Raw genomic sequence first — 25,517 nt, forward strand, 5'->3', positions numbered from 1 at the left:
AGAACGGAAATGGGATGACGCCCTCACGCCACTCTGACGCGCTCCGCGCGGCCCAGCTGTATTACCTGCAGGACCTGACCATGGACGCCATCGCACGGGAGCTCCGGACGTCCCGGTCCACCGTTTCGCGGCTGCTGTCCTCGGCCCGGGAATCCGGCCTGGTGCAGATCCAGATCCGGAGTCCCCTGGACACCGGCCCGGAGCTGGCGAGCATGATCCGCGCCGAATACAAGGTGGATGTGCACGTCGTTCCGGTCGTGGACACGCTGAATGAAGCGGAAACACTGGACCGCGTGGCCATGCAGGCGGCACGCACCATCGGCCCGCTGGTGGATTCCAATGCCATCATCGGCGTCGCGTGGGGGTCCACCCTCAGCGCCGTCAGCCGGCACCTGACCCGGAAGATCACCCATGACAGCGTGATCGTCCAGCTCAACGGCGCGGGCAACATGCAAACCACTGGCATCACCTATGCCTCCGACATCATGCGGCGCTTCGGCAGTGCCTACGGGGCACGCGTGGAACAGTTCCCGGTGCCGGCGTTCTTCGACCATGCCGCGACCAAGAAGGCCATGTGGAATGAGCGCAGTGTGCAAAGGATCCTTGAGCTGCAGGCCCGTATGAGCATCGCGATTTTTGGTGTGGGATCGGTCGACGCCGACTACCCCAGCCACGTGTACGCCGGCGGCTACCTCGACGAGGAAGACCTGAACGTCCTGGCCAACTCCGACGTCGTGGGCGATGTGGCCACGGTGTTCTTCCGCGCCGATGGTTCCTCGGACGGCATCACCCTCAACGAACGCTCCACCGGCCCGGACCTCGCCCAGCTGCGCCAGGTGCGCCGGAGGATCTGCGTGGTGTCGGGTGCCTCCAAGTTCAACGGCCTCCGCGGCGCCCTTGCCGCGGGCCTGGCCACCGACCTGATCCTCGACGAGGCCAGCGCCCGGCGGCTTGTCAGCTTCGACGGCCTGGCCTGATCCGGCCTGCCGTGGGGAGCCGCGGCGGCGGAGTCGGTAAAGTCGGGGTTATGAAACCCTCGCCCCGGCTCAGCCTCAACAACGGTGTCCTGATCGACCAGTTGGGGTTCGGACTCTACAAGGTGCCCCCCGGAGACGCCGCCGGACTCGTGTCCATGGCGCTGGAGGCCGGCTACCGCCATTTCGACACTGCCGCCATGTACGGCAACGAGACGGGCGTTGGCCGCGGTATCGGCTCGCTGTCCGGCTTCTCAAGCCACGACGACGCCCGCGGCGGTTCCGGCGAGTCCTCCCCCGCGCTCTCACGCGAGGACCTCTTCGTCACCACCAAGCTCTGGAACGACGACCAGGGCTATGACGCCACCCTGCGCGCCTTTGACACCTCCATGGCCAACCTCGGGCTGGAATACGTGGACCTGTACCTGATCCACTGGCCCTGTGCGCAGCGCGGGCTGTATTCCGAGAGCTATCGTGCGATGGAGACCCTGTACCGGGAGGGCAAGGCCCGGGCGATCGGAGTCTCCAACTTCCAGCCCGCCCACTTGGACCGACTGCTCCAGACCGCGGAGGTGGTCCCGGCCGTCAACCAGATCGAACTGCACCCGTGGCTCCAGCAGGAGGAGCTGCGCACCCTGCACCGCGGCCTCGGGATCACCACCGAGGCGTGGAGCCCGCTGGGCCGCGGCCAGGTCCTGCAGGATCCGGTGGTGCTGGACATCGCGGCCGCGCACGGCAGGACCGCGGCGCAGGTCATCCTCCGCTGGCATGTGCAGCTCGGCAATGTCGCCATCCCCAAGGCGAGCTCCCACGACCGGATCGGCGAGAACCTGGATGTCTTCGACTTCAGCCTCGACGACGTCGCCATGCAGGCCCTGGGCGGTCTGGAACGTGGCTTCCGCACCGGCTCCCACCCGGACTCAGTCAACTAGGACCCATCGAATGGACAACGTGGTTACCGAGCCCTCCTCCCGCGCTCCCCTGTTCAGCGACGGGCTGGAGTCCCGCACCCGCGCCGCCGAGATGGTCCTCGACGGCGCCAAGGTGGCCTATTGGAGCTATGAGCCGCTCCGCGTGACCCCGGAGACGCGGACCATCCTGGTCATCCACGGCTTCCGCGGAGACCACCATGGCCTGCTCCGGGTGGCCGACCAGCTCCCGGAAATGCGGCTCATCATGCCGGACCTCCCCGGTTTCGGCCGCTCGGCTGCCTTCGCGGACGCCGAACACAGCGTCGAGAGCTACGTCCGGTTCGTTTCGGACTTCATGGCGGCCCTGGGCCTGGGCCCGGAGACCGTCCTGCTGGGGCACTCCTTCGGCTCGATCGTCGCCAGCCACTTCGTGGCGGCCCACCCCGGAACCGTTTCGGAGCTGATCCTGATCAACCCGATCGCCGCTCCCGCCCTCGAGGGGCCCAAGGGTCTCATGACCAAACTCGCCGTCCTGTACTACCAGGCCGCGGCACGCCTCCCCCGCCGTCTGGGACACGGCCTGCTGCGCAGCCAGCTGATCGTCCGGGTCATGAGCGAGACGATGGCAAAGACCAAAGACAAGGAGCTGCGCCGTTTTGTGCATGCCCAGCACAGCGCGTATTTCTCCGCGTTCGCGGACCGGGAGAGCCTGCTGGAGGCGTTCAAGGCCTCCGTCGGCGGGAACGTCGCCGACGTCGCCGGCAGCCTCAGCCTTCCCGTTTTGCTGATTGCCGGGGAAAAGGACGAGATTGCGACGCTGCCGGACCAGCACACGCTGCTGGCCCTCCTCCCGGATGCGCACCTGGACGTCATCCCGGGCGTGGGCCACCTGATCCACTACGAAACCCCGGAACCCGCCGCGGGCTTCATCCGACGCTTCCTGAAGGACCACTCCGCGTGAAAATCCTTATCGATGCCCGTTTCACCCGCCTGGACCACCATGACGGCATCAGCCGCTACGGCGCGAGTCTGATCGCTGCCACGGCCAAAATCGCCGACGTGTCCATGTTGATCAGCGATATCCGCCAGCTCGCCATGCTGCCGGATGTGCCGTACACCCTGGTCAACAGCCCGCTCTCCCCGGCCGAACTGTTCGTCGCCGGGAAGGTCAACAAACTCGGCGCCGATGTGGTGGTGTGCCCCATGCAGACCATGGGCAGCTGGGGCCGGAAGTACGCCCTGGTACTGACCCTTCACGACCTCATCTATTACGAGCACCCGGCCCCTCCCGGCTTCCTGCCGGCCCCGGTCCGGGTCCTCTGGCGCCTGTACCACAAGGCGTTCTGGCCGCAGCGGCTCCTGCTGAACCGGGCCGACGTCGTCGCCACCATCAGCTCCACCACCGCCTCACTGATCTCGAAGTACCGGCTCACCCGGCGTCCCGTCCGGATCGTGGGCAACGCGCCGCAGCACGGCCACACGCCCCGGGACCCCGGGGCGGGTGCGGACAATACGCTGCTCTACATGGGTTCGTTTATGCCGTACAAAAACGTTGAGACCATGATCCGGGGCATGGCGGAACTCCCCGACATGACCCTCCACCTGCTCAGCCGGATCACCCCGGAACGCCAGGCGGAACTCGAAGCACTGGCGCCGGCGGGCGCGGACATCGTCTTCCACAACGGCGTGACCGACGCCGAGTACGAGGCCATGCTGGGACGCACGACAGCCCTGATCAGCCTGTCCAAAGCGGAGGGCTATGGCCTGCCCCTCGTGGAAGCCATGTCCCACGGCACCCCCGTGATCGCCAGCGACATCCCGATCTTCCGCGAGGTGGGCGGCGACGCCGTCAGCTACGTCCATCCGGATTCGCCAACAGAGTTCGCCGCGGCGGTCCGGACGCTGGAGGACCCGGACCTGTGGAAAGCCCGTTCCCGCCGTTCGGTGGAGCGCGCCGCGGACTTCAGCTGGGATGAGTCCGCCCGCCGGCTGCTGGCCGTCGCAGAAGAGGCCGTAGCGCTGCGCGCACGCCGCCCGGGCAAGCCGACGGGACGCGGCCGGAAGTAGCCGCCGCGGACCTCCTCCGCGCCGGCACCGCCTCCGGCCGAACGCCTAGAGCACGTCCACACCGTCGAGCCGCAGCTGCACCGGATCGTCGGTACGTTTGGCGGCTGCGGCGACCTTGACCGCCCGCAGCACTTTCGTGACGTGTGCGGCCTGGCCGTACGGGATGAACAGCAGCGTCCGGACATCCTCCTCGGCGGTAGCCGCTACTTTCCCCTGGCTTCCTGCCGGGCCGGGGGCACCGGCCATCACCAGGGGGGCCGGACCGGCAGTCCGCAACACGATGCCCTGCGCAGCCAGCTGCTGCTCAACGGCCTGGCTGAAATGCCCGACGGCGGTCCGGCCACCGGTAATGGAGGCGACCCGGACGGACGGGGGCAGCTGCAGTTCCTGGCGCAGGGAGAGTTCACGCTGGGCGTACCCGGCGGGGTCCCAGCGCAGCAGGGCGCCCACGCCGGCGGCGTCGTCCGCGGTGATGACCACCAGGCCGCCGTCGCCCGCCGGGCGGACCAAGGCCGCCGCGTTGAACCAGCGCCGGACGGCGTCCTCCCCCGCCCGCAGGTTTTCGCGCCGCAGCAGTGAATCGCCGTCGAGCAGCAGTGCGGCCGCGTAACCGCCGGCGGCGACCGGTTCCGCGCCGACGGTGGCCACCACCAAGGCCTTCGAATCAGGAACCGTGGCGAGCACCCGGTCCCCGGACGAGGTGATCACCGGCTTGCCCGGGAAGGCGCGGCCCAGCTCCTCGGCCGTGCGCAGGGCCCCCGTGGCGCCGCGGCGGAGCCGGACCCCGTTGCAGGTGGTGCAGCGCCAGGCGGCGGCCGGCGTCGAACACCAGCGGCACTGCGGCACGGCCGAGCTCCCCGTGGCCCCGGCGATGGCGAGGGGACCGCTGCAGGCGGGGCAACGCGCCGGTTCGCGGCAGTTCTCGCAGGCAAGCGACGGCGCGTAGCCCGCCCGGGCCACCTGGACCAGGACCGGGCCGCGTTCCAGACCGTCCTTCGCGGCACGCCAGGCGGCACCCGGCAGCCGGGCGATCCTGGCCAGCGGGTCGTGTTCAAGTTCGTAGCTGTCAGCGGTGTTGAGCACCCGCGGAACGATCCTGCGGACCACCGGGCGGTCCGCCTCCACCGGCCGAGCCCACCCCGCCTCGACGAGGCGCTGCGTCTCGGTGCTCCGGGTGTGCCCGGCGAGCAGGCAGGCGGCACCCTCCTGTTCGGCGCGCAGCAGCAGGACTTCGCGGGAGTGGGCGTACGGTGAGCGCTGCTCGATGTGCAGATCGTCGCCGTCGTCCCAGCAGACCACGAGGCCGAGGTTGTGAACGGGTGCGTAGGCCGCGGACCGGGTGCCGACGGCCACCCCGGCCGCGCCGCTGAGGATCCGCAGGAAGCTGCGGTAGCGCGGAGTCTGGCCGTCGTCGGCGGTGAGCCGGGCGATGTCCCCTGCGGGCAGGAGCTGCAGGAGGGCCTCTTCCACCCGGTCCAGGTCCCGGTAGTCAGGCACCACGACGACGGCGCCGCGGCCGGACAGACGGACGGCGGCCACGGCCTCGGCGATCAGCCGGGGCCAGCCTCCGGGTCCGTAACCCTGGAGCGCGTTAAGCACCGCCCGCGGCGACTCACCTGCATTGAGGTGCTGCAGGAAGGCCCGGCCGTTGCGGTAGGAGGTCCAGCCGGAGGCTTCCAGGCCGGCAAGGATGGACGTTCCGGCCTCGGCGCCGGCATCAGCGAAGAGAGACGGATCGAGGACACCCTCAGGGGCAAGGTCCTTCTCCAGTTTCGCCATCCGCGGCGGCACGGCGACGCGCAGCACGTCGCTGACGCTGCCGGCATACCGCGCGGCCACACGTACGGCGAGGTCGGCGACAGCCGGCACCAGCACCGGAACGGGAGAAACCACCTTGTGCAGCGGCACCAGGGGGTGGCCGGCGTCGGACTCCGCCACCCGGTCCATAAGGTATCCGGCAAGTTCCTGACCGTTGAACTTCACTTTCACCCGGACACCGGGCTGCGCCGCGGCATCAAGCGCGGCGGGCACACTGTAGTCAAAGGGCCGGTCAAGGTGCGGGAGCGAGGACTCCAGGCGCACCCGGGCCACCGGGAGCCGGGCAGCCAGGGCGGGGCCGGCTGCTGGTGCGGAGGAGGAGGGAAAGCCCTGGAGCAGCGACAGCTGCAGGGGCTCGTCCGACGCCGCGGCGCCATGGCGCTGGCTCATCGCGCGGGTCCTCCCTTCAACAGCGGGTCGATGCCGGCCAAAGAATTTCCGGCCCAATTGAGAGTAGCCAGGCCGCCGGTACCGGCGGCCTGGCTACAGCACATCACAGGGCAATGACATTGAGTGCATGTCAGGACTGCATGTGAAAACAGGGACGTCTTAGGCGTTGAAGAAGGCCTTCAGCGCGTCCACGCGGTCGAGGCGCTCCCACGTGAAGTCGGGATCCTCGCGGCCGAAGTGGCCGTGGGCCGCCGTCTTGGCGTAAATCGGGCGCTTGAGGTCAAGGGCATCGATAATCGCGCGCGGGCGCAGGTCGAAGATCTCGGCGATCGCGGCGCTGATCCTGGCCGGATCCACGGTCTCGGTGCCGAAGGTCTCGACATAGGTTCCCACCGGGCGGGCCTGGCCGATCGCATAGGCGATCTGGATTTCAGCGCGCTTCGCGAGACCGGCCGCCACCACGTTCTTGGCCACCCAGCGCATCGCGTAAGCCGCCGAACGGTCCACCTTGGACGGATCCTTGCCCGAGAAGGCGCCGCCGCCGTGCCGGGCCATGCCGCCGTAGGTATCCACGATGATCTTGCGGCCGGTGAGGCCGGCATCGCCCACCGGGCCGCCAATGACGAAGGCACCGGCCGGGTTGAGGATGTTCCTGGTCCGCGAGATGTCCAGGTTGGACAGCGCCATGACCGGGTCCACCACGTGCGCGGCGAGGTCGGCACGGAGCTGGTCCAGGCTGGCGCCCTCGGCGTGCTGGCTGGAAATCACGACCGTCTCGACCGAGACGGGCCGGTCGCCGTCGTAGCCTACGGTGACCTGGGTTTTGCCGTCGGGGCGCAGGTAGGCGAGCTCGCCGTTCTTGCGGACTTCAGTCAGCCGCTCGGAGAGCCGGTGCGCAAGCCAGATCGGGACCGGCATGTAGGAGGGGGTTTCATCGCTGGCATAGCCGAACATCAGGCCTTGGTCGCCGGCGCCCTGGAGGTCGTAATCGTCCTCCTGGCGGCCTTCGCGGGCTTCGAGCGAGTTGAAGACGCCCCCGGCGATGTCGTTGGACTGCTGGCCGATGGAGACCGAGACGCCGCAGCGGGCGCCGTCGAAGCCGTTTGCCGAGGAGTCGTAGCCGATGCCCAGGATGGTCTCCCGCACAATCTGCGGGATTTCTACGTACGCGTCAGTGGTGACCTCGCCCGCGACGTGGACCAGCCCGGTGGTGGCCAGCGTCTCCACCGCGACGCGGGACTCGGGGTCCTTGGCCAGCAGGGCGTCGAGGATGGAATCGCTGATCTGGTCACAGATTTTGTCGGGATGCCCTTCGGTCACCGACTCGGACGTGAACAGCCGGAGCGAGGCGGGCGTGGACCCGTGGAAGTCAGGGATGTGCAGCGGTAAAGTCACTCAACTACCTTACTGGTTGGAAAACGGACGTCCGGCGGCGTGTGTCCCCGTGCTAAGGAGACGTTGCTTACGCCAGGCTCAGGCCGGCGGGACAACCCGGCTCAGCTCGGCGCTGATGCGGTCTATCACGGCAGCCGCGACATCGGATTTGGAACCCGACGCCTCTTGGGGTTCGGAGCCGGTGCGGGAAAGGATGACTACGGAATTCGTGTCCTCGCCGAAGACCTTGTCCTGGCCCACATGGTTGACCACCAGCAGGTCGCACGCCTTGCGCCGCAGCTTGGCCGCGGCATAGTCCAGAACGTCGCCGTCGGCGTCGCCGGTCTCGGCCGCGAAGCCCACCACCAGCTGGGTGCGGGAGGCCGCATCCCGGACCTCGACGAGCTCCCGCAGGATGTCCGGGTTCCGAACGAGTGTGATGACGGGATCGGCGACGTCGTCGCGCTTCTTGATCTTCGTCCCGGCGACATCCGCCGGGCGGAAGTCCGCGACGGCGGCGGCCATGATGATGACGTCGGAATCGGCGGCGGCGTGCAGGGCGGCCTTACGAAGCTCCAGGGCGGTCTCCACCCTGATCACGTCGACGCCGGCCGGCGGCGGGACATCCATGTGGCCGGCCAGCAGCCGGACCCTGGCACCGGCGTCGCGGGCGGCGGCGGCCAGCGCCACGCCCTGCTTGCCGGAGGAGCGGTTTCCGAGGAACCGGACGGGGTCCAGTGGCTCGCGGGTGCCTCCGGCGCTGATCGTGACGGTGAGCCCGGCCAGCGGACGGCCGGCAGCGGGCGGGGAGGGTGCGGCGTCGGGGGCCGTAATGTCCGGTGAGTTGGGGACCGACGGCGCACCGGCGAGGGCGAGGGCCGCTTCGAAAATCGCCTCCGGCTCGGGCAGCCGGCCCGGCCCGGAGTCGGATCCGGTCAACCGGCCGGAGGCGGGCTCCAGCACGGTGACTCCCCTGCTGCGGAGAGTCTCGACATTGGCCTGGGTTGCCGGGTGCTGCCACATTTCGCTGTGCATGGCCGGGGCCATCAGCACCGGACAGTCGCCGGCCATCAGCAGGGTGTTGCTCAGGAGGTCGTTGGCTTGGCCGGTGGCGGCGCGCGACAGAAGGTCGGCCGTGGCAGGGGCCACCACGATCAGCTCGGCTTCGTGGCCGAGGCGGACGTGGTTGACAGTGTGCACGTCGTCGAAGACGCTGTTGCTGACCGGATGCCCGGACAGCGCTTCCCAGGTGGCTACGCCGACGAAGCGGGTCGCGGCCTCCGTGGGGATGACGGTGACGTCATGGCCGGCTTCAGTAAAAAGCCGGAGGAGCGACGCCACCTTGTAGGCGGCTATCCCTCCCCCGACTCCGAGGACTATGCGCACGTGACCTCCGTCTGCGTCTGCGAAGTTACTCTGCAGGTTCGATCGGCGTGGAGACGAGCTTGCCTTCGTTGATTTCGCGCAGCGCGATGGAGAGCGACTTCTCGTTCAGCTTGGTGTCGACCAGCGGGCCGACGTACTCGAACAGGCCCTCGTGCAGCTGCGCGTAGTAGGCGTTGATCTGACGTGCGCGCTTGGCGCCGAAAATCACCAGTCCGTACTTCGAGTCGGCAGCCTTCAGCAGCTCGTCGATCGGCGGGTTGATGATGCCTTCAAGGTTCGTGGACACGAATTCTCCAAATTCTAACGGGCCGATACGTCCCGGCGCCTAGCGTGGGTTCGGGGTCAGCCCCATGAGTGAAACAAGCTCGTCCGCTGCCCGACGAACGTCATCATTGATGACGGTGTGGTCAAACTCCGGTTCAGCGGCAAGTTCTAGTTTAGCGGTTTCCAGCCTCTGCTGCTGTTCTTCCGCTGTTTCCGTGCCGCGGCCCACCAGGCGGCGGACCATTTCATCCCAGCTGGGCGGCGCCAGGAACACGAACTGGGCGTCCGGCACGGCCTGCTTGACCTGCCGGGCACCCTGCAGGTCAATCTCCAGGAGCACCGAACGGCCGTCGGCGATCGCGGCGTCCACGGTGCTGCGCAGCGTGCCGTAGCGGTTGCGGCCGTGGACCACGGCCCACTCCAGGAGTTCGCCATTGTCGACCAGGGCGTCGAATTCCTCGGCCGACTTGAAAAAGTAGTGGACGCCGTCGATCTCGCCCGGGCGCGCCGGGCGGGTGGTCGCCGAGACGGAAAGCCAGACGCCGGGATAGTTGTCCCGGATGTAGGTGGACACGGTGCCTTTACCAACAGCCGTCGGGCCGGCGAGGACTGTCAGTCCCGGTTTGTTGCTCACATATTCCTTCGGGCGGGGTTGGGGTCAGCGCGGCGGACCGGGCTGTTTGTCGTCTATAAAATCTACCAGCGCGCGGCGCTGGTGAATTCCCAGGCCCCGGACCCGGCGTGATGCGGCAATCCCCAACTGGTCCATGATCGCCGCGGCACGCACCCGACCGATGCCAGGCAGCGCCTCCAGCAGTTCCACAATCCTCATCCGGGCGATCGCGTCGTCGCTCTCACCGGCCTTGAGCAACTCCGCGATGGACAGCTTCCCCGACTTCAACCGGTCCTTGGCGTCGGCCCGGGTGGTTCTGGCGGCGGCGGCCTTGTTCAAGGCGTCGGCACGCTCCTGCGGAGTGAGGGGTCGCAAACTCACTGAATGCCTCCCTGCATTGTCAGACGGACCGCACAAACGGCCCGGCCGGACGGGGCCTGACATCGCCCCGGCCGGTACCGCGGACTTGTCCTGAACCTACCGTCTGGATACCAAGGAAATCAATGGACGAATGGCCCGGTCCCAGCTTGTCCAAAGGTCGGGTGCTGGCGGCCGGGCCCCCGGATTGCGCCCTTAGACCGAGCGGAGCTCCTCGAGGGTCCGCTGCGCGGCGTCGCTCAGGTCCTGGATCCGCGGGCCGGCGCCAAGGATGTCCCGGCTGGAGGTCCCGAGCACCTGGCCGTACGCGCTGCCGAAGGTGCGGCGCAGGTCCGCCGCCGTCGCGCCCTGCGCACCGAGGCCCGGGGCCAGGATCGGGCCGCGCACGGCTGCGAGGTCCAGGTCCAGGTCCGTGAGCGCGGAGCCGACGGTTGCGCCAACGACGAGGCCCGTGGAGCCCAGAGCCTCGCCGTCTTGACCGACGGCATACCGCTGGTTCTCCGCGGCTGCAGCCCGGACGATCCGGCGGGCCACGGAGTCCGCTCCGCCAACGTGCTGCACGGATGCGCCTTCCGGATTGGACGTCAGCGCCAGGACGAACACACCGCGCCCGCTCTGCGCCGCGAGGTCCAGGGCAGGCCGGAGTGATTCGAAGCCCAGGTACGGGCTCAGCGTGACCGAGTCGGCGGCCAGGGCGGAGCCGTCCCGCAGCCAGGCATCGGCGTAAGCGGCCATGGTGGAGCCGATGTCGCCACGCTTGGCGTCGGCAATGGTCAGGACCGACGCCTCCGCGGCCGCGGCGAGGACCCGCTCCAGCACAGCCATGCCGGCAGAGCCGTGGCGCTCATACAGCGCCACCTGGGGTTTCACCGCGGCAGCGAGCGAAGCCACGGCCTCCAGCGCGGTGAGGGAAAAGCGTTCCAGGCCGGCGACGTCGTCATTCAGTCCCCAGCTGTGGAGCAGCGCCGGGTGCGGGTCGATTCCGACGCACAACGGTCCGCGGTCCGCCATGGCCCGGCCCAGCCGGGAGCCGAAAGACTCCCGGCCGGCCGTATCCGCGGTGACGGCCTCAGGCATTCTGCGCTACTGCGTTCGTGCCTGTGTTCTGCTGGGCTGCGGTCTGCTGGGCCGTGCCCTGCTGGGCTGCGGCCTGCTGCGATTGCGAGGCAAAGAGGGCCGCGGCGTGCTCCTGCAGGCTTGTCACGGACCACTCGTAGGTGCGCAGCGCCTCGATGGCCTGGACGGCGGCGTTGAACTCGGCCACCGTCGTGATGCACGGAATGCCGATGGAAGTCGCGGCGGCGCGCAGTTCGTAGCCGTCGCTGCGGGCTTCGCCGCCCGAGGGGGTGTTGAAGACCATGTCGATCTCCCCGGCGACGACGAGGTCCGCGATGGTGCCCTCCCCTTCGGCGCTGGAACCTTCCGCCACCTTCCGGACCGGGGTGGCCTGGATGCCGTTGCGGCGCAGCACATCGGCGGTCCCGCCGGTGGAAACGATCTCGAAGCCCAGGTCGGAGAGCCGCTTGACGCCCATGATGACCGAGCGCTTGTCCCGGTTGGCTACGGAGACGAAGATCTTGCCTTCGGTGGGCAGCGCGTTGTTGGCGGCCGCCTGGCTCTTGGCGAACGCGGTGTCGAAGTGCTTGTCGATGCCCATGACCTCGCCCGTGGAGCGCATTTCCGGGCCGAGCAGGGAGTCGACCACCTTGCCCTCAAGGGTGCGGAAGCGGCTGAACGGCAGCACGGCTTCCTTGACCGAGACCGGCGCGTCCAGCGGCAGGGTGGAGCCGTCGCCGGTTTCCGGAAGCATCTTGTACGCCGTGCGGAGCTGGTTGATGGTGACGCCGGTGCCGATCAGGGCGGCGGCCTTCGCCATCTGCACACCGGTCGCCTTGGAGACGAACGGCACGGTGCGGGAGGCCCGCGGGTTGGCTTCCAGGACGTAGAGCACATCGGAGGCCAGGGCGAACTGGATGTTGATAAGGCCGCGGACACCGACGCCCTCGGCGATCGCCAGCGTGGCGGTCCGGACGCGCTCCAGCACGTTGTTGCCCAGGGTGATGGGCGGCAGCACACATGCGGAGTCGCCGGAGTGGATGCCGGCCTCTTCGATGTGCTCCATGATGCCGCCCAGGTACATCTCGGTACCGTCGTAGAGGGCGTCGACGTCGATTTCGACGGCGTCCTCCAGGAAGCGGTCGATCAGCACGGGGTGGTCCGGGGTGATCTCCGTGGCGTTGGCGATGTAGCGCGAGAGGTTGGGCTCGTCGTAGACGATCTCCATGCCGCGGCCGCCGAGCACGTAGGACGGGCGGACCAGGACCGGATAGCCGATTTCGTCGGCGATCTTCTTCGCGTCGTCGAAGGACACGGCGGTGCCGTTCTTCGGCGAGATGAGCCCGGCCTTGTCGAGGACCCGCGAGAACGCGCCGCGGTGCTCGGCGAGGTCGATCGCTTCCGGCGAGGTGCCAAGGATCGGCACGCCGGCGTCGGCGAGCTGCTGGGCGAGCTTGAGCGGGGTCTGGCCGCCGAGCTGGACAAAGACGCCCATCACGCCGCCGGTGCGTTCCTCGGCCGCGATGACCTCGAGCACGTCCTCCAGCGTGAGCGGCTCGAAGTACAGCCGGGTGGAGACGTCATAGTCGGTGGAGACGGTCTCGGGGTTGCAGTTGACCATCACGGTCTCGTACCCGGCCTTGCGCAGCGCCATGGAGGCGTGCACGCAGGAGTAGTCGAACTCGATGCCCTGGCCGATCCGGTTGGGGCCGGAACCGAGGATGATGATGGACGGTTTGGCGTGCAGCGCCACCTCGTCCTCCTCGTCGTAGGACGAGTAGTGGTACGGCGTGTACGCGGCAAACTCGGCGGCACACGTGTCCACAGTCTTGTACACCGGGCGGATGCCGAGGGCCTGCCGGACGCCGCGGACGACGTCCTCGGAGTTGTGCGTCAGGGCGCCGATCTGCTCGTCGGAGAAGCCGTGGCGCTTGGCGCGGGTCAGCATCTCCGGGGTCAGGGCGGAGGCCTTGCGGATTTCGACCGAGATTTCATTCAGCAGCTGGAGCTGGTCCAGGTACCAGGGGTCGATCTTGGTCGCCTCGAAGAGCTGCTCCACGGTGGCGCCGCCCAGCAGGGCCCGCTGGACCTGGTGCAGGCGGTCCGTGGTGGGCCGCTTGGATTTCTCGATCAGCTCCGCGACTTCCCATTCCGGGACGTGGCTGAAGTCGAGCTGGGAGCCCTTCTGCTCGAGGGAGCGCAGGGCCTTCTGCAGGGCCTCGGTGAAGTTGCGGCCCATGGCCATGGCCTCGCCCACCGACTTCATGGTGGTGGTGAGCGTGGGGTCCGCGGCCGGGAACTTCTCGAAGGCGAAGCGCGGGACCTTCACGACGACGTAGTCCAGGGTGGGCTCGAAGGACGCCGGAGTCTTCTGGGTGATGTCGTTCGGGATCTCGTCCAGGGTGTAGCCGAGGGAGAGCTTGGTGGCGATCTTGGCGATCGCGAAACCCGTGGCCTTGGACGCCAGCGCGGAGGAGCGGGAAACGCGCGGGTTCATTTCGATCACGACGACGCGTCCCGTGTCGGGTTCGACGGCGAACTGGATGTTGCAGCCGCCGGTGTCGACGCCGACTTCGCGGATGACGGCGATGGAGATGTCGCGCAGGCGCTGGTATTCGCGGTCCGTCAGGGTCAGGGCCGGAGCGACCGTGATCGAGTCGCCGGTGTGCACGCCCACCGGGTCGAAGTTCTCGATGGAGCAGACCACCACGACGTTGTCGTTCTTGTCGCGCATCATCTCGAGCTCGTATTCCTTCCAGCCGAGGATGCTCTCTTCGAGCAGCACTTCGCTGGTGGGGCTGTACTGCAGCCCCTGGCCGACGATCCGGCGGAGGTCGCTCTCGTCGTAGGCGAGGCCGGAGCCGAGGCCGCCCATGGTGAAGGAGGGCCGGACCACCATCGGGTAGCCGAGGTCCTCGGCGGCGGCGAGGGCCTCATCGATGGTGTGGATGATGTGGCTGCGGGCCGATTCCGCGCCGCAGCGCTCCACCACGCCCTTGAACTTCTCGCGGTCCTCGCCAAGCTCGATCGCGGCGATGTTGGCGCCGATCAGTTCGACGTTGTACTTCTCCAGCACACCGTTCTTGTCCAGCGCGATGGCCGTGTTGAGCGCAGTCTGGCCGCCCAGGGTGGGCAGGACCGCGTCCGGGCGTTCCTTCGCGATGATCTTCTCGACCACCTCGGGGGTGATCGGCTCGATGTAAGTGGCGTCGGCGAACTCCGGGTCGGTCATGATGGTGGCCGGGTTGGAGTTGACGAGGATGACGCGCAGGCCCTCCTCCTTGAGGACGCGCAGTGCCTGCGTGCCGGAGTAGTCGAATTCGGCGGCCTGGCCGATCACGATCGGACCGGACCCGATGACCAGGACGCTCTTAAGGTCAGTTCTCTTGGGCATTACTTCTTGTCCTCAGTCTTGGATTCGGTGGCAGTCTTTGTCTTTGACGAAGCAGTGTCCGCCATCAGCTGGATGAAACGGTCGAAGAGGTAGGCGGCGTCGTGCGGCCCGGAGGCGGCCTCGGGGTGGTACTGGACCGAGAAGGCCGGGATGTCCAGGCAGGACAGGCCCTCGACGACGTCGTCGTTGAGGCTTACATGGCTGACCTCGACGCGGCCGAAGCGCTCCTCGGGGGCCTGCGTGGCGCCGTCGAGCGGGGCGTCGACGGCGAAGCCGTGGTTCTGCGAGGTGATCTCCACTTTGCCGGTGCGGCGGTCCATGACGGGCTGGTTGATGCCGCGGTGGCCGTAGCGCAGTTTGTAGGTGCCGAAGCCCAGGGCGCGGCCCAGGATCTGGTTGCCGAAGCAGATCCCGAAGTACGGGATCTTCTCGTCCAGGACTGAACGGAGCAGCTTGACCTGGTTGTCGGCGGTGGCGGGGTCGCCGGGGCCGTTGGACATAAAGAAGCCGTCGGGGTTGACCGCCTGGACATCGGCCAGGGTGGCGGTGGCCGGCAGCACGTGCACGCGGACGCCGCGCTCGGCGAACCGGATGGGGGTCATCCGCTTGATGCCCAGATCGATGGCGGCGATGCTGAAGCGCGGCTCGCCGTCCCAGCCCCAGTCCTTGGGTTCCACGGTGTAGGCCTCGTCCACGCTGACTTCCTCGGCCAGGCGTGAGCCTTCCATCGGGGCACTCGCCAGGACGGTGTCCACGAGTTCCTTGTCCGTGGCGCGGACCGCGTCGCCGGAGAAGATGCCGGCGCGCATGGTTTTGTGTTCGCGCAGGTGCCGGGTGATGGCGCGGGTGTCCACACCCTGGATGCCGACGATTCCCTGTTCCAGCAGTTCGTCGTCCAGGGGACGTTCGGAGCGCCAGTTGGAGGGCCGGCGGGCGGCGTCGCGGACGATGTAGCCGGCCACCCAGATCCGCCGGGACTCGGCGTCGTCCTTGTTGACACCGGTGTTGCCGATGTGCGGGGCGGTCTGTACCACCAGCTGCCGGGCGTAGGAAGGGTCCGTGATGGTTTCCTGGTAGCCGGTCATGCCGGTCGCGAACACGGCTTCGCCGAGCGCGGTTCCGGTGGCGCCGTAGCTGGTCCCGCGGAAGATGCGGCCGTCCTCGAGGACGAGGGCCGCCGGGGTGGAGGCTGCTGCGGAAGATGTCATTTGGTTGGGGTCCGTCACGTTGTTACTTTCCACTATCGGCATTGGCCTGAGGGGCCGCGGGGATCAAATCTTGCAGGGCGTTGAGGAGGGTGGTTTTGTCGTCGGCGTGGCGGGTGCGGAAGCCGGAATCCAGTTCACGGCTGCCCAGCATCCAGCTGACCACCAGCAGTCCGTCTTTTTCGACGAATTTGCCGGCCATGCCGCTTTCCTGCCGCACCCCGGTGAGGCTGGCGGCCGGGATGAAGACCGGGCCGGCGCCGGACCGGTCGAACAGCACGCCCTCGGGGTGCACGCTGAGCTCGGCGTTGGTTCGGATGCCTAGGTTGTGGACGGCGATGCGGTCCAGCCAGTCACCGGCGGTGGTGGAGGCGACGTACTGCCCGTCCGCGACGGCCACCGCGGTGCCCAGTTCCGCGGGGATCGGGGGCAGAGGGTCGACGTCGGACTGGCGGCGCAGCCGGTTCCGCCAGCCGAACCAGATCAGGGCCAGGGCGACGCCGATCAGGACCAGCGTGAAGATCAGGGAGAGTTCCTTGACCATCAGCTGCGGCCCGCCGCTGCGGTGCCGGTGTTCCCGGCGGGGTCGGATGTCTCCGGGAGCCAGCGGTAGGGGGTGTTGAGCTTGCCGTCGAGGACAGTGGGGTGGCCCTTGAAGAACGTGGCCACCACCTTGCCGGGCAGTTCCCGGCCGGCAAACGGAGAGTTACGTCCCATGGTTGCCATCTTAGAAGGGTCCACGGTCCAGCGCGCAGCCGGGTCCACGAGTGTGACGTTGGCGGGTTCGCCGGCGTCGAGCGGGCGGCCCTGGTCCTCCAGCCGGCCGATCGCGGCCGGGGCGGTGGAGGTGACGCGGGCAAAGTCGGCCCACCCCATCAGCCCGGTTTCGATCATGGTGTGCTGCACCACGGACAGGGCGGTTTCCAGCCCGGTCATGCCCATGGCGGCCTGGGCCCACTCGCATTCCTTGTGCTCGCTGGGGTGCGGTGCGTGGTCGGTGCCGACGACGTCGATGGTGCCGTCGGCCAGCGCGGCGCGCAGGGCCTGGACATCGGCGTCGGTGCGCAGCGGCGGGTTGACCTTGTAGACGGGGTCGTAGCTGCGGGCGAGTTCGTCGGTCAGCCAGAGGTGGTGCGGCGTGACCTCGGCCGTGACGTTGACGCCGCGGGATTTGGCCCAGCGGATGATCTCGACAGATCCTGCGGTGGAGACGTGGCAGACGTGCAGCCGCGATCCGACGTGCTGGGCGAGCAGCACGTCGCGGGCAATGATGCTTTCCTCGGCAACGGCGGGCCAGCCCGTGAGGCCGAGGACGGCGGAGACTTCGCCTTCGTTCATCTGCGCGCCGGCGGTGAGCCGGGGTTCCTGCGCGTGCTGGGCCACCACGCCGTCGAACGCTTTGACGTATTCCAGCGCGCGGCGCATGAGCACGGGGTCGTGGACGCAGATGCCGTCGTCGGAGAACACCCGCACGTGGGCGCGGGAGTCCGCCATCGCACCGAGTTCGGCCAGCTGCTCCCCCGCCAGGCCGACGGTGACGGCGCCCACCGGGCGGACGTCCACCCAGCCGGCGGTGCGGCCCAGGGTGAGGACCTGTTCGACGACGCCGGCGGTGTCCGCCACCGGTGTGCTGTTGGCCATCGCGTGCACGGCCGTGTAGCCGCCCAGGGCCGCGGCACGCGTTCCGGTTTCGACCGTTTCGGCGTCTTCGCGGCCGGGTTCGCGCAGGTGGGTGTGGATGTCCACCATGCCGGGCAGGGCGACGAGTCCGGCGGCCTCAATTACTGTTGCGTTCCTCACCCCGGAGCCGTCGGCGGACAGGTTCTGTCCGCGTGCGGCGATGATCCCGTCGCGGATCAGAAGGTCCTCGGGGGCTCCGCCGAGGATGGCGGCGCCGCGGATCAGGTAGGCGCCGGTGCCTGCGTCCTGTTGCTGTGATGCCATTAGTGGCTCTCCTTGGGGGCATGGGCGGAGGTGTTCTCTGCGGAGTGGAATCGGGTGGTGCCGGCGTGGGCCGCCGGCTCGCGGGTGTCGCCGGAGAGCAGCAGATAGAGGGCCGCCATCCGGATGGACACGCCGTTGCGGACCTGTGCCAGCACCGTGGAGCGCGGCGAATCGGCCGCGGCGGACGAGATCTCCAGGCCGCGGTTCATCGGCCCGGGGTGCATGATGATCGTGTCCTTCAGGCCCAGACCGTCCAGGGCACGGAGCCTGTTGTCATCGAAGCCCCAGCGGCGTGAGTATTCGCGGGTGGTCGGGAAGAAGGAGGCGTTCATCCGTTCGCCCTGGACGCGCAGCATCATCATCGCGTCGACGCCCTTGGCGAGGGTCTCGTCGAGGTCGTAGCTGACGGTGCACGGCCACTTTTCGACGCCGATCGGCAGCAGCGTCGGCGGGGCCACCAGGGTGACCTCGGCACCGAGGGTGCGCAGCAGCCACACGTTGGAGCGGGCCACCCGGGAGTGCAGCACGTCCCCGGCGATCGCGACCCGCATCCCCGTGAGGTCCGCGCCCGCGGACGGGGTACCGGCCAGCTTGGACCAGTGCCGGCGCATCGTGAAGGCATCCAGCAGCGCCTGGGTGGGGTGTTCGTGCGTGCCGTCGCCGGCGTTGATGACGGCGGCGTCGATCCAGTCCGTGGCGGCGAGCCGGTGCGGGGCGCCGGAGGCCCAGTGCCGGATGACCACGGCGTCGGCGCCCATCGCGGAGAGCGTCTGGGCCGTGTCTTTCAGGGATTCGCCCTTGGAGACCGAGGAGCCCTTCGCCGCGAAGTTGATGACGTCGGCGGAGAGCCGTTTGGCGGCCGCCTCGAAGGAGATGCGGGTGCGCGTGGAGTCCTCGAAGAACAGGTTGACCACCGTGCGGCCGCGCAGCGTGGGAAGTTTCTTGACCTCACGCTCCCCCACGGCCGCCATTTCCTCGGCGGTGTCGAGGATGCGGACGGCATCGGACAGGCTCAGGTCTTCCGTGGAGAGCAGGTGCCTCATGCGGTGGCCTCAATGACCACTTCATTGACGGGCACGCCGTCCACCGCGTCGGTTTCGGCAAGCCGGACCCGGACTTTCTCGGCGGAGGATGTGGGGAGGTTCTTGCCGACGTGGTCAGCGCGGATGGGCAGTTCCCGGTGGCCGCGGTCGATCAGCACCGCGAGGCGGACAATGCGCGGCCGGCCCAGGTCGATGATCGCGTCCAGGGCGGCCCGGATGGTCCGGCCCGAATACAGGACATCATCGATCAACACCACGACTTTGTTGTCGATGCCGGTGCGCGGCAGCTGGGTGGGGTACGGCGGGCGCATGGCCTGGTGCGAGAGATCGTCGCGGAACATGGTCACATCCAGCTGGCCGACGATCGCTGCGGGGTCCACGGTGGGATCGGCGGCGGCAATTTTCGCGGCGAGCCGGACGGCGAGGGGGTAGCCCCTGCGCGGGATGCCCAACAGGACCAGGTCCTGGGAGCCCTTGTTGGACTCGAGGATCTCATGGGCGATACGAGTGAGTGCACGGTCGATGTCCGCCTGGCTGAGTACCACTCGGGTGAGTACAACCTTGGCCGGAACCGGTGCTTCTGGAACAGAAGTCAACGCTCGTCTCCCCTTTCCCCGCCTCACGGGACGGAATTAAAAAAGGATTGTTTGCCCTCTCAAATTACCACAGCGGCATCGGCGCCCCGGCGGCGCCGGCATGCGTTTAAGCTCACACGGACATAGGCTCGAGTCCATGACGACGAACGAGCCGCGGCCGGGACAAGACCACCTCGGCTACTCCCCCGGCCAGCGGCCGCTGCCCCAGCAGGCCAACCCGACGTGGCTGGGGCATGTCCAGCCGGAGTACTACCGGCAGGCGCCGCCGAACGACGCGGGCCGGTTCCAGCCGGTCGCACCGCCGGCCCCTCCCGCGGCCCGTCGCGGCCGCAGTTCGGCGGGCGCATCGGGGCTGCTGCTGGTCGGCGGTTTCCTTGCGTTCCTCAGCCTCTTCCTGGTCCTCCCCTTCCTCTTGGGCAGCACCGGAATCCCCGGCTTCGTCATTGGTTTCATCGCCTCGCTCATTCCCCTGGGGACGGTGCTGCTGACGGTGCGGTTCATCGACCGCTGGGAACCCGAGCCGCGGTCGCTGCTGCTGTTCGCCTTCATCTGGGGAGCCGTGGTCTCCATTGCCGTAACCATGCTCCTGCAGCCCTATTTCTCGCTCATCGCGGGGCCCGCCTCGGGGCTGGACTATACAACGTTTGCCGTCACGGTCCAGGCGCCGGTGGTGGAGGAATTCGCCAAGGCGCTGGGGCTGCTGTTGCTCCTGCTCTTCGCCCGGAAACACTTCGACGGGCCGGTCGACGGGGTAGTGTTCGCGTTCACCATCGCGGCCGGCTTCGCGTTCACCGAGAACATCCTCTATTTCGGCCGCGCGATCGCCGAGTCCAGCGACCCCGGCACGGAACTGGCGGTGGTGTTCTTCCTCCGCGGCGTGATGTCACCGTTCGCGCACGCCATCTTCACGGGCACCACCGGGCTGATCATGGGCCTCGCCGCACGCCGCTGGCACAACGGGCTGTCCGTGCTGGCGTTCTTCGTGGGCCTGGTCCCCGCGATGCTGCTGCACAGCGCCTGGAACAGCATGGGGGCGGACTTCCTGGCCCAGTACGTTCTGGTGCAGGTGCCGATCTTCCTGCTGGCGGTACTCGTGATCGTGCTGCTGCGGGTCGCGGAGCGCCGGCTCACCCGCCAGCGGCTCAAGGAATACGCGGCGGCGGGCTGGTTCACCGCCGCCGAGGTGGAAATGCTGGCCACCAGCGCCGGCCGTCGCTCGGCCCTGCGCTGGGCCCAATCGATCGGCCGGGGCCCGCAGATGAAGGCCTTCCTCCATGCCGCCACCCAGCTCGCCTTCACCAGGCAGCGGATCCTCAGCGGCCGCGACGTGCCGGAACACCAGCTCGAGGAGCGCCACCAGCTTGCCGGGATCGCCGCCCTCCGGTCCGCCGTCCTGCGCTAGCCGTCCTGCGCCGGTGGTTCTGCGCTGGCCGTCCTGCGCCGGCTGTTCTGCGCTAGCCGTCCTGCGCCGGCGGTTCTGCGCCGGCCGTACTGCGCTATCCGTCCTGCGCCGGCCGTACTGAGCTGGCGGCCCTGAGCAGCTCACCGCCACGTGCGCATTAACGCGCTGCCAGTTCCCGCAGCAGCCCGAACCCCTGACGATCGACAGATGCTGCCGTGGCGGAGAGCAGCACGACCCCGGCCCCCGCCTCCCGGTCCAGGCCGATCCAGCTGCTGAATCCGCCCGTGCCGCCGTTGTGCCAGGTGATCCGGCGCCCGTTGGCCTCCAGAGTCAGCCAGGCGGCGCCGATGCGCAGGGCCGGCCCGGCGAAGGTGGCCACCGGGTCAAGGGCGGAGCGGCCCGGGGCGGAGCCGTCCAGGAGCGCCCCGGCGAGCCGGGCAAGGTCCTGGATGGCCGCGCGGATCCCGCCCGCCGGGGCCAGGGCCTCGCCGGTCCAGGGCTTCCGTGGCCGGCCCCGCCGGCTGGTACCGATCAGGGCGTCCGGGCCTAATTCGCCGGGGGTCGCCGGCATGTAGAAGGAGTCGAGTGCCAGCGGCCCGGAAAGGCGTGCGGCAACGAGGTCCCGGTAACTCATCCCCGCACCGGCCGCGACCGCGTGGCCCAGGAGTTCGAAGCCGAGATTGGAGTACCGGGGCCGGGGCCGGCGCAGCCGGGCCGCGCGGGCCTGCGCCAGCAGTTCCGCCAGGCTCTCTCCGTACGGGTTCTCCCCGTGCAAGAGGAACGACGCCGTGCGCCTGGTCTGAGAGGCGGACCCGGGTAGTGCCGGCGCCAGCCGGGGCAGCCCGGAAGCATGCAGGCTCAAGGAGCCTAGGCTGACGCCCGCCGCGGGGCAATCGCCCAGCGGAAGCAGGTCTCCGAGCGGCGTGGCCGGGGAAAGTTCGCGCCGCCCGCACGCGTCCGCATAGAGCAGGCCGGTGATTCCCTTGGAGATCGAGCCAATTTCGAAGTCGGAGTGCGGGGGGACGCCGCCAAGCGCCACCGCCGTCTCCCCGCCGGCAATGGCGGCCGCGGCGAACCGTGGATGCCTGGGCCCCAGCCGGGTACGGAGTGTCGCCTCGAGCGCGGGGTTGGTGTCCACCCGCCTACAATATCCGCGGCGCCAGCGCCGGTGGAAGGGCCGGCGGAAGGGCCGGCGCCAACGCCCGGCCCCGGTGGAAGCCCGGGTGGACGCGCCGGTGATAGGGCCCGGTCGAGGTGCCGGCCGAGGGTCTGACCGGAGACACAAAAAACCCCGCCCGGGACAACCCGGGCGGGGTTCTTCGCAGAAACGTGGCAGGTCAGGCGAGCAGCGAAGGCTTCAGCTGCTGCAGGCGGCCCAGCAGGCCGTTGATGAACTGCGGCGATTCGTCCGTGGAGAGGGTCTTGGCAAGCGCCACGGCCTCACTGACGGCTACGCCGTCGGGGACGTCGTCGTTGTAGAGCAGTTCCCAGGTGCCGATCCGCAGGATGATGCGGTCCACGGACGGCATCCGCTCCAGCGTCCAGCCCTGCGAGTAGGTTTCCAGGAACTCGTCAATCGCCACCTGGTGGGAGACGACGCCCTCCACGATCTCGAGGGTGTACGGGTTGACGATCTGGTCCGTCTGCTCGCGGCGGGACTTCAGTACATCGAACGCCGAGACGGAACGCTGCTCCGCCTCGAAGAGAACCTCAAGGGCCCGGTTACGGGCCTTACCGCGTGCACTCACTAGTCGTTGACCCGGCCGAGGTAGCTGCCGTCGCGGGTGTCGACCTTGACCTTGGTGTTGTTCTCGACGAACAGCGGCACCTGGATCTCATAGCCGGTTTCAAGCGTGGCGGGCTTGGTGCCGGCCGAGGAGCGGTCGCCCTGCAGGCCCGGCTCGGTGTAGGTGATCTCGAGCACAACGCTCGGCGGGAGCTCGATGTAAAGGGGGTTGCCCTCGTGGATGGCGATGTTGACCATCTGGTTTTCGAGCATGAAGTTGGTGGCGTCGCCGACGGTTGCACCCGGAACGGTCAGCTGGTCGAAGTCGGTGGTGTCCATGAACACGAAGTCCGCGCCGTCCTGGTACAGGTACTGGTAGTCGCGGCGGTCAACCGTGGCGGTCTCGATCTTGAGTCCGGCGTTGAAGGTCTTGTCGACCACCTTGCCGGACATCACGTTGCGCATCTTGGTGCGCACGAACGCGCCTCCCTTGCCGGGCTTGACGTGCTGGAACTCGATGATGTTCCAGAGCTGGCCCTCAAGCTTAAGGACGGTTCCGTTCTTGATGTCGTTAGTGGTTGCCACTGTATCCTCTTGGTTTCGTTTTTAGCTGCCTAGGTCTGCCAGCCGGTTATGCCAGGCAAGCAGGCCGAATGGCTGCCAGCGCGTATTTATCAAAAATCCAAAAACCATTCTACCGGGTTTGCGCCCCACCTGCCGGACGCACCGGTCCGGAACCGCCGCCGCCGCCCGGGCGGCCCGGATTCAGGAGGCGAGATCCAGCACGTCCCGGGCGCGCTGCAGCGCCACGGTGGAGGCGTAGATCAGTGCCGCGTCTGCGGAGCCGGCGACCCTGAGGTCAAGGGCTTTCGCGAAGGATTCGACGGCGGCGGCAAGGTTGCCGCTGGCGAAGTAGGACCGGCCGAGGTGCTGGCGGACGGCGGCTTCGTCCAACGTGCCATGCGTTTCCGCGAGCAGTTGGCGGAACAGTTCAACCGCCCGGTCCAGCCGGTTGGAGACCCGCAGGATGTCCGCTTCAAAGATGCGCAGGCGCAGCGAGGAGGGGTCGCTGTACCGGGCCTCGGCGAGCAGCTCGGCGGCCTCGGCGGCATGCCCCTCAACGAGCCGGACGAAGATCAGGTCACCGGGGTCGGTCGAGGCAGCCAGCGCCGCGGCGCAGGTCTCCTCGTTGACGATCTGGGGTACCAGGCTGTCCGGGTTGATCTTGATCCCTGGAAAGCCCGCATCCGGCCAATCGCTGGTACCTGTGACGAAAGGCATCAGGAGGCGATCTCCTGGTACGCGGCGAACAGCAGCGAGGTGTCCGGGACGTCGAGGATGCCGGGGCGGCCCACGCCGTCGAGTACAACGAAGCGCAGCAGGTCCCCGCGGGACTTCTTGTCCCGGCGCATGCCGTCGAGGAGGGACTGCCAGCGGTCGCGCCGGTAGGTGATGGGGAGCCCGAGGCTTTCCAGGATGCTGCGGTGCCGGTCGGCGTCGGCGTCGCTTAGGCGGCCGACGCTGCGCGCCAGTTCAGCGGCGAACATCATGCCGACGGCGACGGCGGCGCCGTGGCGCCAGGAGTAGCGTTCGGCGAGTTCGATCGCGTGGCCCAGGGTGTGGCCGTAGTTGAGGATCTCCCGCTGCCCGGTTTCCTTCAGGTCCTCGGACACCACGCGGGCCTTGACCGTGATGGCGCGTTCGATGAGTTCGCGGACAGTGTCCGATCGGGGATCGGAGACGGCTGCCGGATCCTTCTCGATCAGATCGAGGATGGCCGGGTCAGCGATGAAGCCGCACTTGATGACCTCTGCCATGCCGGAGATCATCTCGTTCTTGGGCAGGGTGTCCAGGGTGTCGAGGTCCACGAGGACACCGGCCGGCGGGTGGAAGGACCCAACGAGGTTCTTGCCCTCGGCGGTGTTGATGCCGGTCTTGCCACCGACGGAGGCGTCCACCATCCCGAGCAGGCTGGTGGGCATGTGGATGACCTTGACGCCGCGCAGCCAGGTGGCGGCAACGAATCCGGCGAGGTCGGTCACGGCACCGCCGCCGACGGCGACCACGGCGTCCGAACGGGTGAAGTCGTTCTGCCCCAGTACCTGCCAGCAGAAGGAGGCCACCTCAATGTGCTTGCCCTCTTCGGCGTCGGGAATCTCGGCCGTGAGCGCGGTGAAGCCCGCCGCGGCAAGCTCCTCCCTGACGGTATCGCCGGTCAGGCGCAGCGCCCGGGGGTGAATGACCAGGACACGCTTGACCCGCTCCCCCAACAGCCCGGGGAGGCTGGCCAGCAGGCCGCGGCCCACAACGACGTCGTAATTCTCACCGGGCGTCTGCCCGGTGACTTTGATGACGGTTGATTCGGTGATCACTTATTAACTTCCTTTGTCCCCGCTGGTTCGGATACGTCCGGGGTTGTCCCCGGGGTGTACCCGTGCAGCGCATCTACAAGCCGGTGGGCGAGGTCCGGAACGGATCCGGCCCGCACGTCCAGCACGAGGTCGGCGAGCCGCTCGTAGACCGGCCGCCGGGTGGCGAACAGTGTCTTCCATCGTTCCATGGCGTCTCCGGCCAGCAACGGCCGGCCCGAATTCCTGGCGATGCGTTCCGCCACCGTGTCCGCATCACATTCCAGGTAGACCACGGTGCAGCGCTCCAGCAGTTGCTGCGTGCCGGAGTCCAGCACAGCGCCGCCGCCCAGCGAGATTACCGTATTTGTGCCCTGCGCGTCTTCAACAGCCCGCGCGACAGCCCTGGCCTCAAGCTCGCGGAAGGCGCGCTCCCCCCGGCTGGCGAAGATCTCCGCGATGGATCCGTGGTTCGCAACAACCACCACGTCGGTGTCCACGAACGTAGCCCCCAGCTGGTGCGCGAGCTGCTGGCCGATGGCCGATTTTCCCACCGCCATCGGCCCGATCAACGCAATGGGACGGGCTAACGCGGCGGACCGGGCAGCGTCCGTGGCCGGCACCGCAG

24 protein-coding genes are annotated in these 25,517 nt (G+C 68.4%); 5 read left to right on the forward strand and 19 right to left on the reverse strand.

Annotated elements, in window-relative coordinates:
* Window positions 1-14: 14 nt before the first annotated feature.
* The 4 genes from FS787_RS01590 to FS787_RS01605 are packed head-to-tail and all read left to right on the forward strand — an operon-like array spanning window position 15 to window position 3,952.
* Window positions 15-977, forward strand: a complete 963-nt coding sequence (locus FS787_RS01590) for a sugar-binding transcriptional regulator (RefSeq protein WP_144670464.1) — start codon at window positions 15-17, stop codon at window positions 975-977.
* A gap of 50 nt (window positions 978-1,027) precedes the next feature.
* A complete protein-coding gene (locus FS787_RS01595) occupies window positions 1,028-1,906 on the forward strand; it encodes an aldo/keto reductase (RefSeq protein ID WP_144670466.1) in 879 nt (292 codons plus the stop codon).
* A gap of 10 nt (window positions 1,907-1,916) precedes the next feature.
* Complete coding sequence (locus tag FS787_RS01600) at window positions 1,917-2,846, forward strand: alpha/beta fold hydrolase (RefSeq protein ID WP_144670468.1); 930 nt, start codon at window positions 1,917-1,919, stop codon at window positions 2,844-2,846.
* Window positions 2,843-3,952: a glycosyltransferase family 1 protein gene (locus tag FS787_RS01605; RefSeq protein ID WP_144670470.1), complete on the forward strand. Its 1,110-nt coding sequence runs from the start codon at window positions 2,843-2,845 to the stop codon at window positions 3,950-3,952. Before FS787_RS01600 ends, FS787_RS01605 begins: the two co-directional genes overlap by 4 nt.
* 45 nt (window positions 3,953-3,997) lie before the next feature.
* On the opposite strand, the gene FS787_RS01610 is transcribed toward FS787_RS01605, so the two are convergent.
* From FS787_RS01610 to pyrR, 13 genes are all read right to left on the reverse strand, one after another.
* Entirely contained in the window at window positions 3,998-6,160 is a 2,163-nt protein-coding gene (locus FS787_RS01610; RefSeq protein WP_144670472.1) for a primosomal protein N', read from the reverse strand.
* Between the two features lie 159 nt (window positions 6,161-6,319).
* Window positions 6,320-7,555, reverse strand: a complete 1,236-nt coding sequence (metK, locus tag FS787_RS01615) for a methionine adenosyltransferase (protein WP_144670474.1) — start codon at window positions 7,553-7,555, stop codon at window positions 6,320-6,322.
* 78 nt (window positions 7,556-7,633) lie between these two features.
* Window positions 7,634-8,920 carry a phosphopantothenate--cysteine ligase family flavoprotein gene (locus FS787_RS01620; protein WP_144670476.1) on the reverse strand — a complete coding sequence of 429 codons (1,287 nt, stop codon included), beginning with the start codon at window positions 8,918-8,920 and terminating at the stop codon, window positions 7,634-7,636.
* A 25-nt stretch (window positions 8,921-8,945) separates the two neighbouring features.
* Window positions 8,946-9,206, reverse strand: a complete 261-nt coding sequence (gene rpoZ, locus FS787_RS01625) for a DNA-directed RNA polymerase subunit omega (RefSeq protein ID WP_011692102.1) — start codon at window positions 9,204-9,206, stop codon at window positions 8,946-8,948.
* Between the two features lie 39 nt (window positions 9,207-9,245).
* Window positions 9,246-9,818: a guanylate kinase gene (gene gmk / locus FS787_RS01630; protein WP_144670478.1), complete on the reverse strand. Its 573-nt coding sequence runs from the start codon at window positions 9,816-9,818 to the stop codon at window positions 9,246-9,248.
* A gap of 24 nt (window positions 9,819-9,842) precedes the next feature.
* The gene (gene mihF / locus FS787_RS01635) at window positions 9,843-10,178 is read right to left on the reverse strand and encodes an integration host factor, actinobacterial type (protein WP_056429575.1); all 336 of its coding nucleotides are present in this window, start codon (window positions 10,176-10,178) and stop codon (window positions 9,843-9,845) included.
* Window positions 10,179-10,370: 192 nt separating this feature from the next.
* Window positions 10,371-11,252 carry an orotidine-5'-phosphate decarboxylase gene (gene pyrF, locus FS787_RS01640; protein ID WP_144670480.1) on the reverse strand — a complete coding sequence of 294 codons (882 nt, stop codon included), beginning with the start codon at window positions 11,250-11,252 and terminating at the stop codon, window positions 10,371-10,373.
* Complete coding sequence (gene carB, locus FS787_RS01645) at window positions 11,245-14,625, reverse strand: carbamoyl-phosphate synthase large subunit (protein ID WP_144670482.1); 3,381 nt, start codon at window positions 14,623-14,625, stop codon at window positions 11,245-11,247. Before carB ends, pyrF begins: the two co-directional genes overlap by 8 nt.
* The gene (carA, locus tag FS787_RS01650) at window positions 14,625-15,875 is read right to left on the reverse strand and encodes a glutamine-hydrolyzing carbamoyl-phosphate synthase small subunit (RefSeq protein WP_144670484.1); all 1,251 of its coding nucleotides are present in this window, start codon (window positions 15,873-15,875) and stop codon (window positions 14,625-14,627) included. Before carA ends, carB begins: the two co-directional genes overlap by 1 nt.
* On the reverse strand, window positions 15,856-16,374 hold the full coding sequence (locus FS787_RS01655) for a hypothetical protein (protein WP_144670486.1): 519 nt from the start codon (window positions 16,372-16,374) through the stop codon (window positions 15,856-15,858). The genes carA and FS787_RS01655 overlap by 20 nt, the downstream gene beginning before the upstream one ends.
* Window positions 16,374-17,774 carry a dihydroorotase gene (locus FS787_RS01660; RefSeq protein ID WP_144670488.1) on the reverse strand — a complete coding sequence of 467 codons (1,401 nt, stop codon included), beginning with the start codon at window positions 17,772-17,774 and terminating at the stop codon, window positions 16,374-16,376. The genes FS787_RS01655 and FS787_RS01660 overlap by 1 nt, the downstream gene beginning before the upstream one ends.
* Window positions 17,774-18,817, reverse strand: a complete 1,044-nt coding sequence (locus tag FS787_RS01665; RefSeq protein WP_144670489.1) for an aspartate carbamoyltransferase catalytic subunit — start codon at window positions 18,815-18,817, stop codon at window positions 17,774-17,776. Before FS787_RS01665 ends, FS787_RS01660 begins: the two co-directional genes overlap by 1 nt.
* A complete protein-coding gene (pyrR, locus tag FS787_RS01670) occupies window positions 18,814-19,413 on the reverse strand; it encodes a bifunctional pyr operon transcriptional regulator/uracil phosphoribosyltransferase PyrR (protein WP_056429587.1) in 600 nt (199 codons plus the stop codon). The genes FS787_RS01665 and pyrR overlap by 4 nt, the downstream gene beginning before the upstream one ends.
* Window positions 19,414-19,549: 136 nt before the next feature.
* Between pyrR and FS787_RS01675 the strand changes: the two genes are divergently transcribed.
* Complete coding sequence (locus tag FS787_RS01675; protein ID WP_144670491.1) at window positions 19,550-20,815, forward strand: PrsW family intramembrane metalloprotease; 1,266 nt, start codon at window positions 19,550-19,552, stop codon at window positions 20,813-20,815.
* Between the two features lie 157 nt (window positions 20,816-20,972).
* Here the strand turns inward: FS787_RS01675 and FS787_RS01680 are convergent, their stop codons facing one another.
* The 6 genes from FS787_RS01680 to FS787_RS01705 form a co-directional block, all read right to left on the reverse strand.
* Complete coding sequence (locus FS787_RS01680) at window positions 20,973-21,953, reverse strand: serine hydrolase (RefSeq protein ID WP_144670493.1); 981 nt, start codon at window positions 21,951-21,953, stop codon at window positions 20,973-20,975.
* 199 nt (window positions 21,954-22,152) lie between these two features.
* Window positions 22,153-22,563 carry a transcription antitermination factor NusB gene (nusB, locus tag FS787_RS01685; RefSeq protein ID WP_144670495.1) on the reverse strand — a complete coding sequence of 137 codons (411 nt, stop codon included), beginning with the start codon at window positions 22,561-22,563 and terminating at the stop codon, window positions 22,153-22,155.
* Window positions 22,563-23,126 carry an elongation factor P gene (gene efp, locus FS787_RS01690; protein WP_056429593.1) on the reverse strand — a complete coding sequence of 188 codons (564 nt, stop codon included), beginning with the start codon at window positions 23,124-23,126 and terminating at the stop codon, window positions 22,563-22,565. Before efp ends, nusB begins: the two co-directional genes overlap by 1 nt.
* A gap of 180 nt (window positions 23,127-23,306) precedes the next feature.
* Complete coding sequence (locus FS787_RS01695) at window positions 23,307-23,822, reverse strand: lipopolysaccharide assembly protein LapB (RefSeq protein ID WP_186329066.1); 516 nt, start codon at window positions 23,820-23,822, stop codon at window positions 23,307-23,309.
* A complete protein-coding gene (aroB, locus tag FS787_RS01700; RefSeq protein WP_144670499.1) occupies window positions 23,822-24,913 on the reverse strand; it encodes a 3-dehydroquinate synthase in 1,092 nt (363 codons plus the stop codon). The genes FS787_RS01695 and aroB overlap by 1 nt, the downstream gene beginning before the upstream one ends.
* Complete coding sequence (locus FS787_RS01705; RefSeq protein WP_186329067.1) at window positions 24,910-25,512, reverse strand: shikimate kinase; 603 nt, start codon at window positions 25,510-25,512, stop codon at window positions 24,910-24,912. Before FS787_RS01705 ends, aroB begins: the two co-directional genes overlap by 4 nt.
* Window positions 25,513-25,517: the final 5 nt, after the last annotated feature.

The sequence above is a fragment of the Arthrobacter sp. U41 genome (assembly GCF_007679325.1).
Classification (GTDB): Bacteria; Actinomycetota; Actinomycetes; order Actinomycetales; family Micrococcaceae; genus Arthrobacter.

Excerpts from the sequence above, each read along its gene's own strand:
- FS787_RS01590 (WP_144670464.1), top strand. The coding sequence starts at position 15 with ATGACGCCCTCACGCCACTCTGACGCGCTCCGCGCGGCCCAGCTGTAT.
- FS787_RS01595 (WP_144670466.1), top strand. The coding sequence starts at position 1,028 with ATGAAACCCTCGCCCCGGCTCAGCCTCAACAACGGTGTCCTGATCGAC.
- FS787_RS01600 (WP_144670468.1), top strand. The coding sequence starts at position 1,917 with ATGGACAACGTGGTTACCGAGCCCTCCTCCCGCGCTCCCCTGTTCAGC.
- FS787_RS01610 (WP_144670472.1), bottom strand. The coding sequence starts at position 6,160 with ATGAGCCAGCGCCATGGCGCCGCGGCGTCGGACGAGCCCCTGCAGCTG.
- pyrF (WP_144670480.1), bottom strand. The coding sequence starts at position 11,252 with ATGCCTGAGGCCGTCACCGCGGATACGGCCGGCCGGGAGTCTTTCGGC.
- carB (WP_144670482.1), bottom strand. The coding sequence starts at position 14,625 with ATGCCCAAGAGAACTGACCTTAAGAGCGTCCTGGTCATCGGGTCCGGT.
- carA (WP_144670484.1), bottom strand. The coding sequence starts at position 15,875 with ATGCCGATAGTGGAAAGTAACAACGTGACGGACCCCAACCAAATGACA.
- FS787_RS01655 (WP_144670486.1), bottom strand. The coding sequence starts at position 16,374 with ATGGTCAAGGAACTCTCCCTGATCTTCACGCTGGTCCTGATCGGCGTC.
- FS787_RS01660 (WP_144670488.1), bottom strand. The coding sequence starts at position 17,774 with ATGGCATCACAGCAACAGGACGCAGGCACCGGCGCCTACCTGATCCGC.
- FS787_RS01665 (WP_144670489.1), bottom strand. The coding sequence starts at position 18,817 with ATGAGGCACCTGCTCTCCACGGAAGACCTGAGCCTGTCCGATGCCGTC.
- FS787_RS01675 (WP_144670491.1), top strand. The coding sequence starts at position 19,550 with ATGACGACGAACGAGCCGCGGCCGGGACAAGACCACCTCGGCTACTCC.
- FS787_RS01695 (WP_186329066.1), bottom strand. The coding sequence starts at position 23,822 with ATGCCTTTCGTCACAGGTACCAGCGATTGGCCGGATGCGGGCTTTCCA.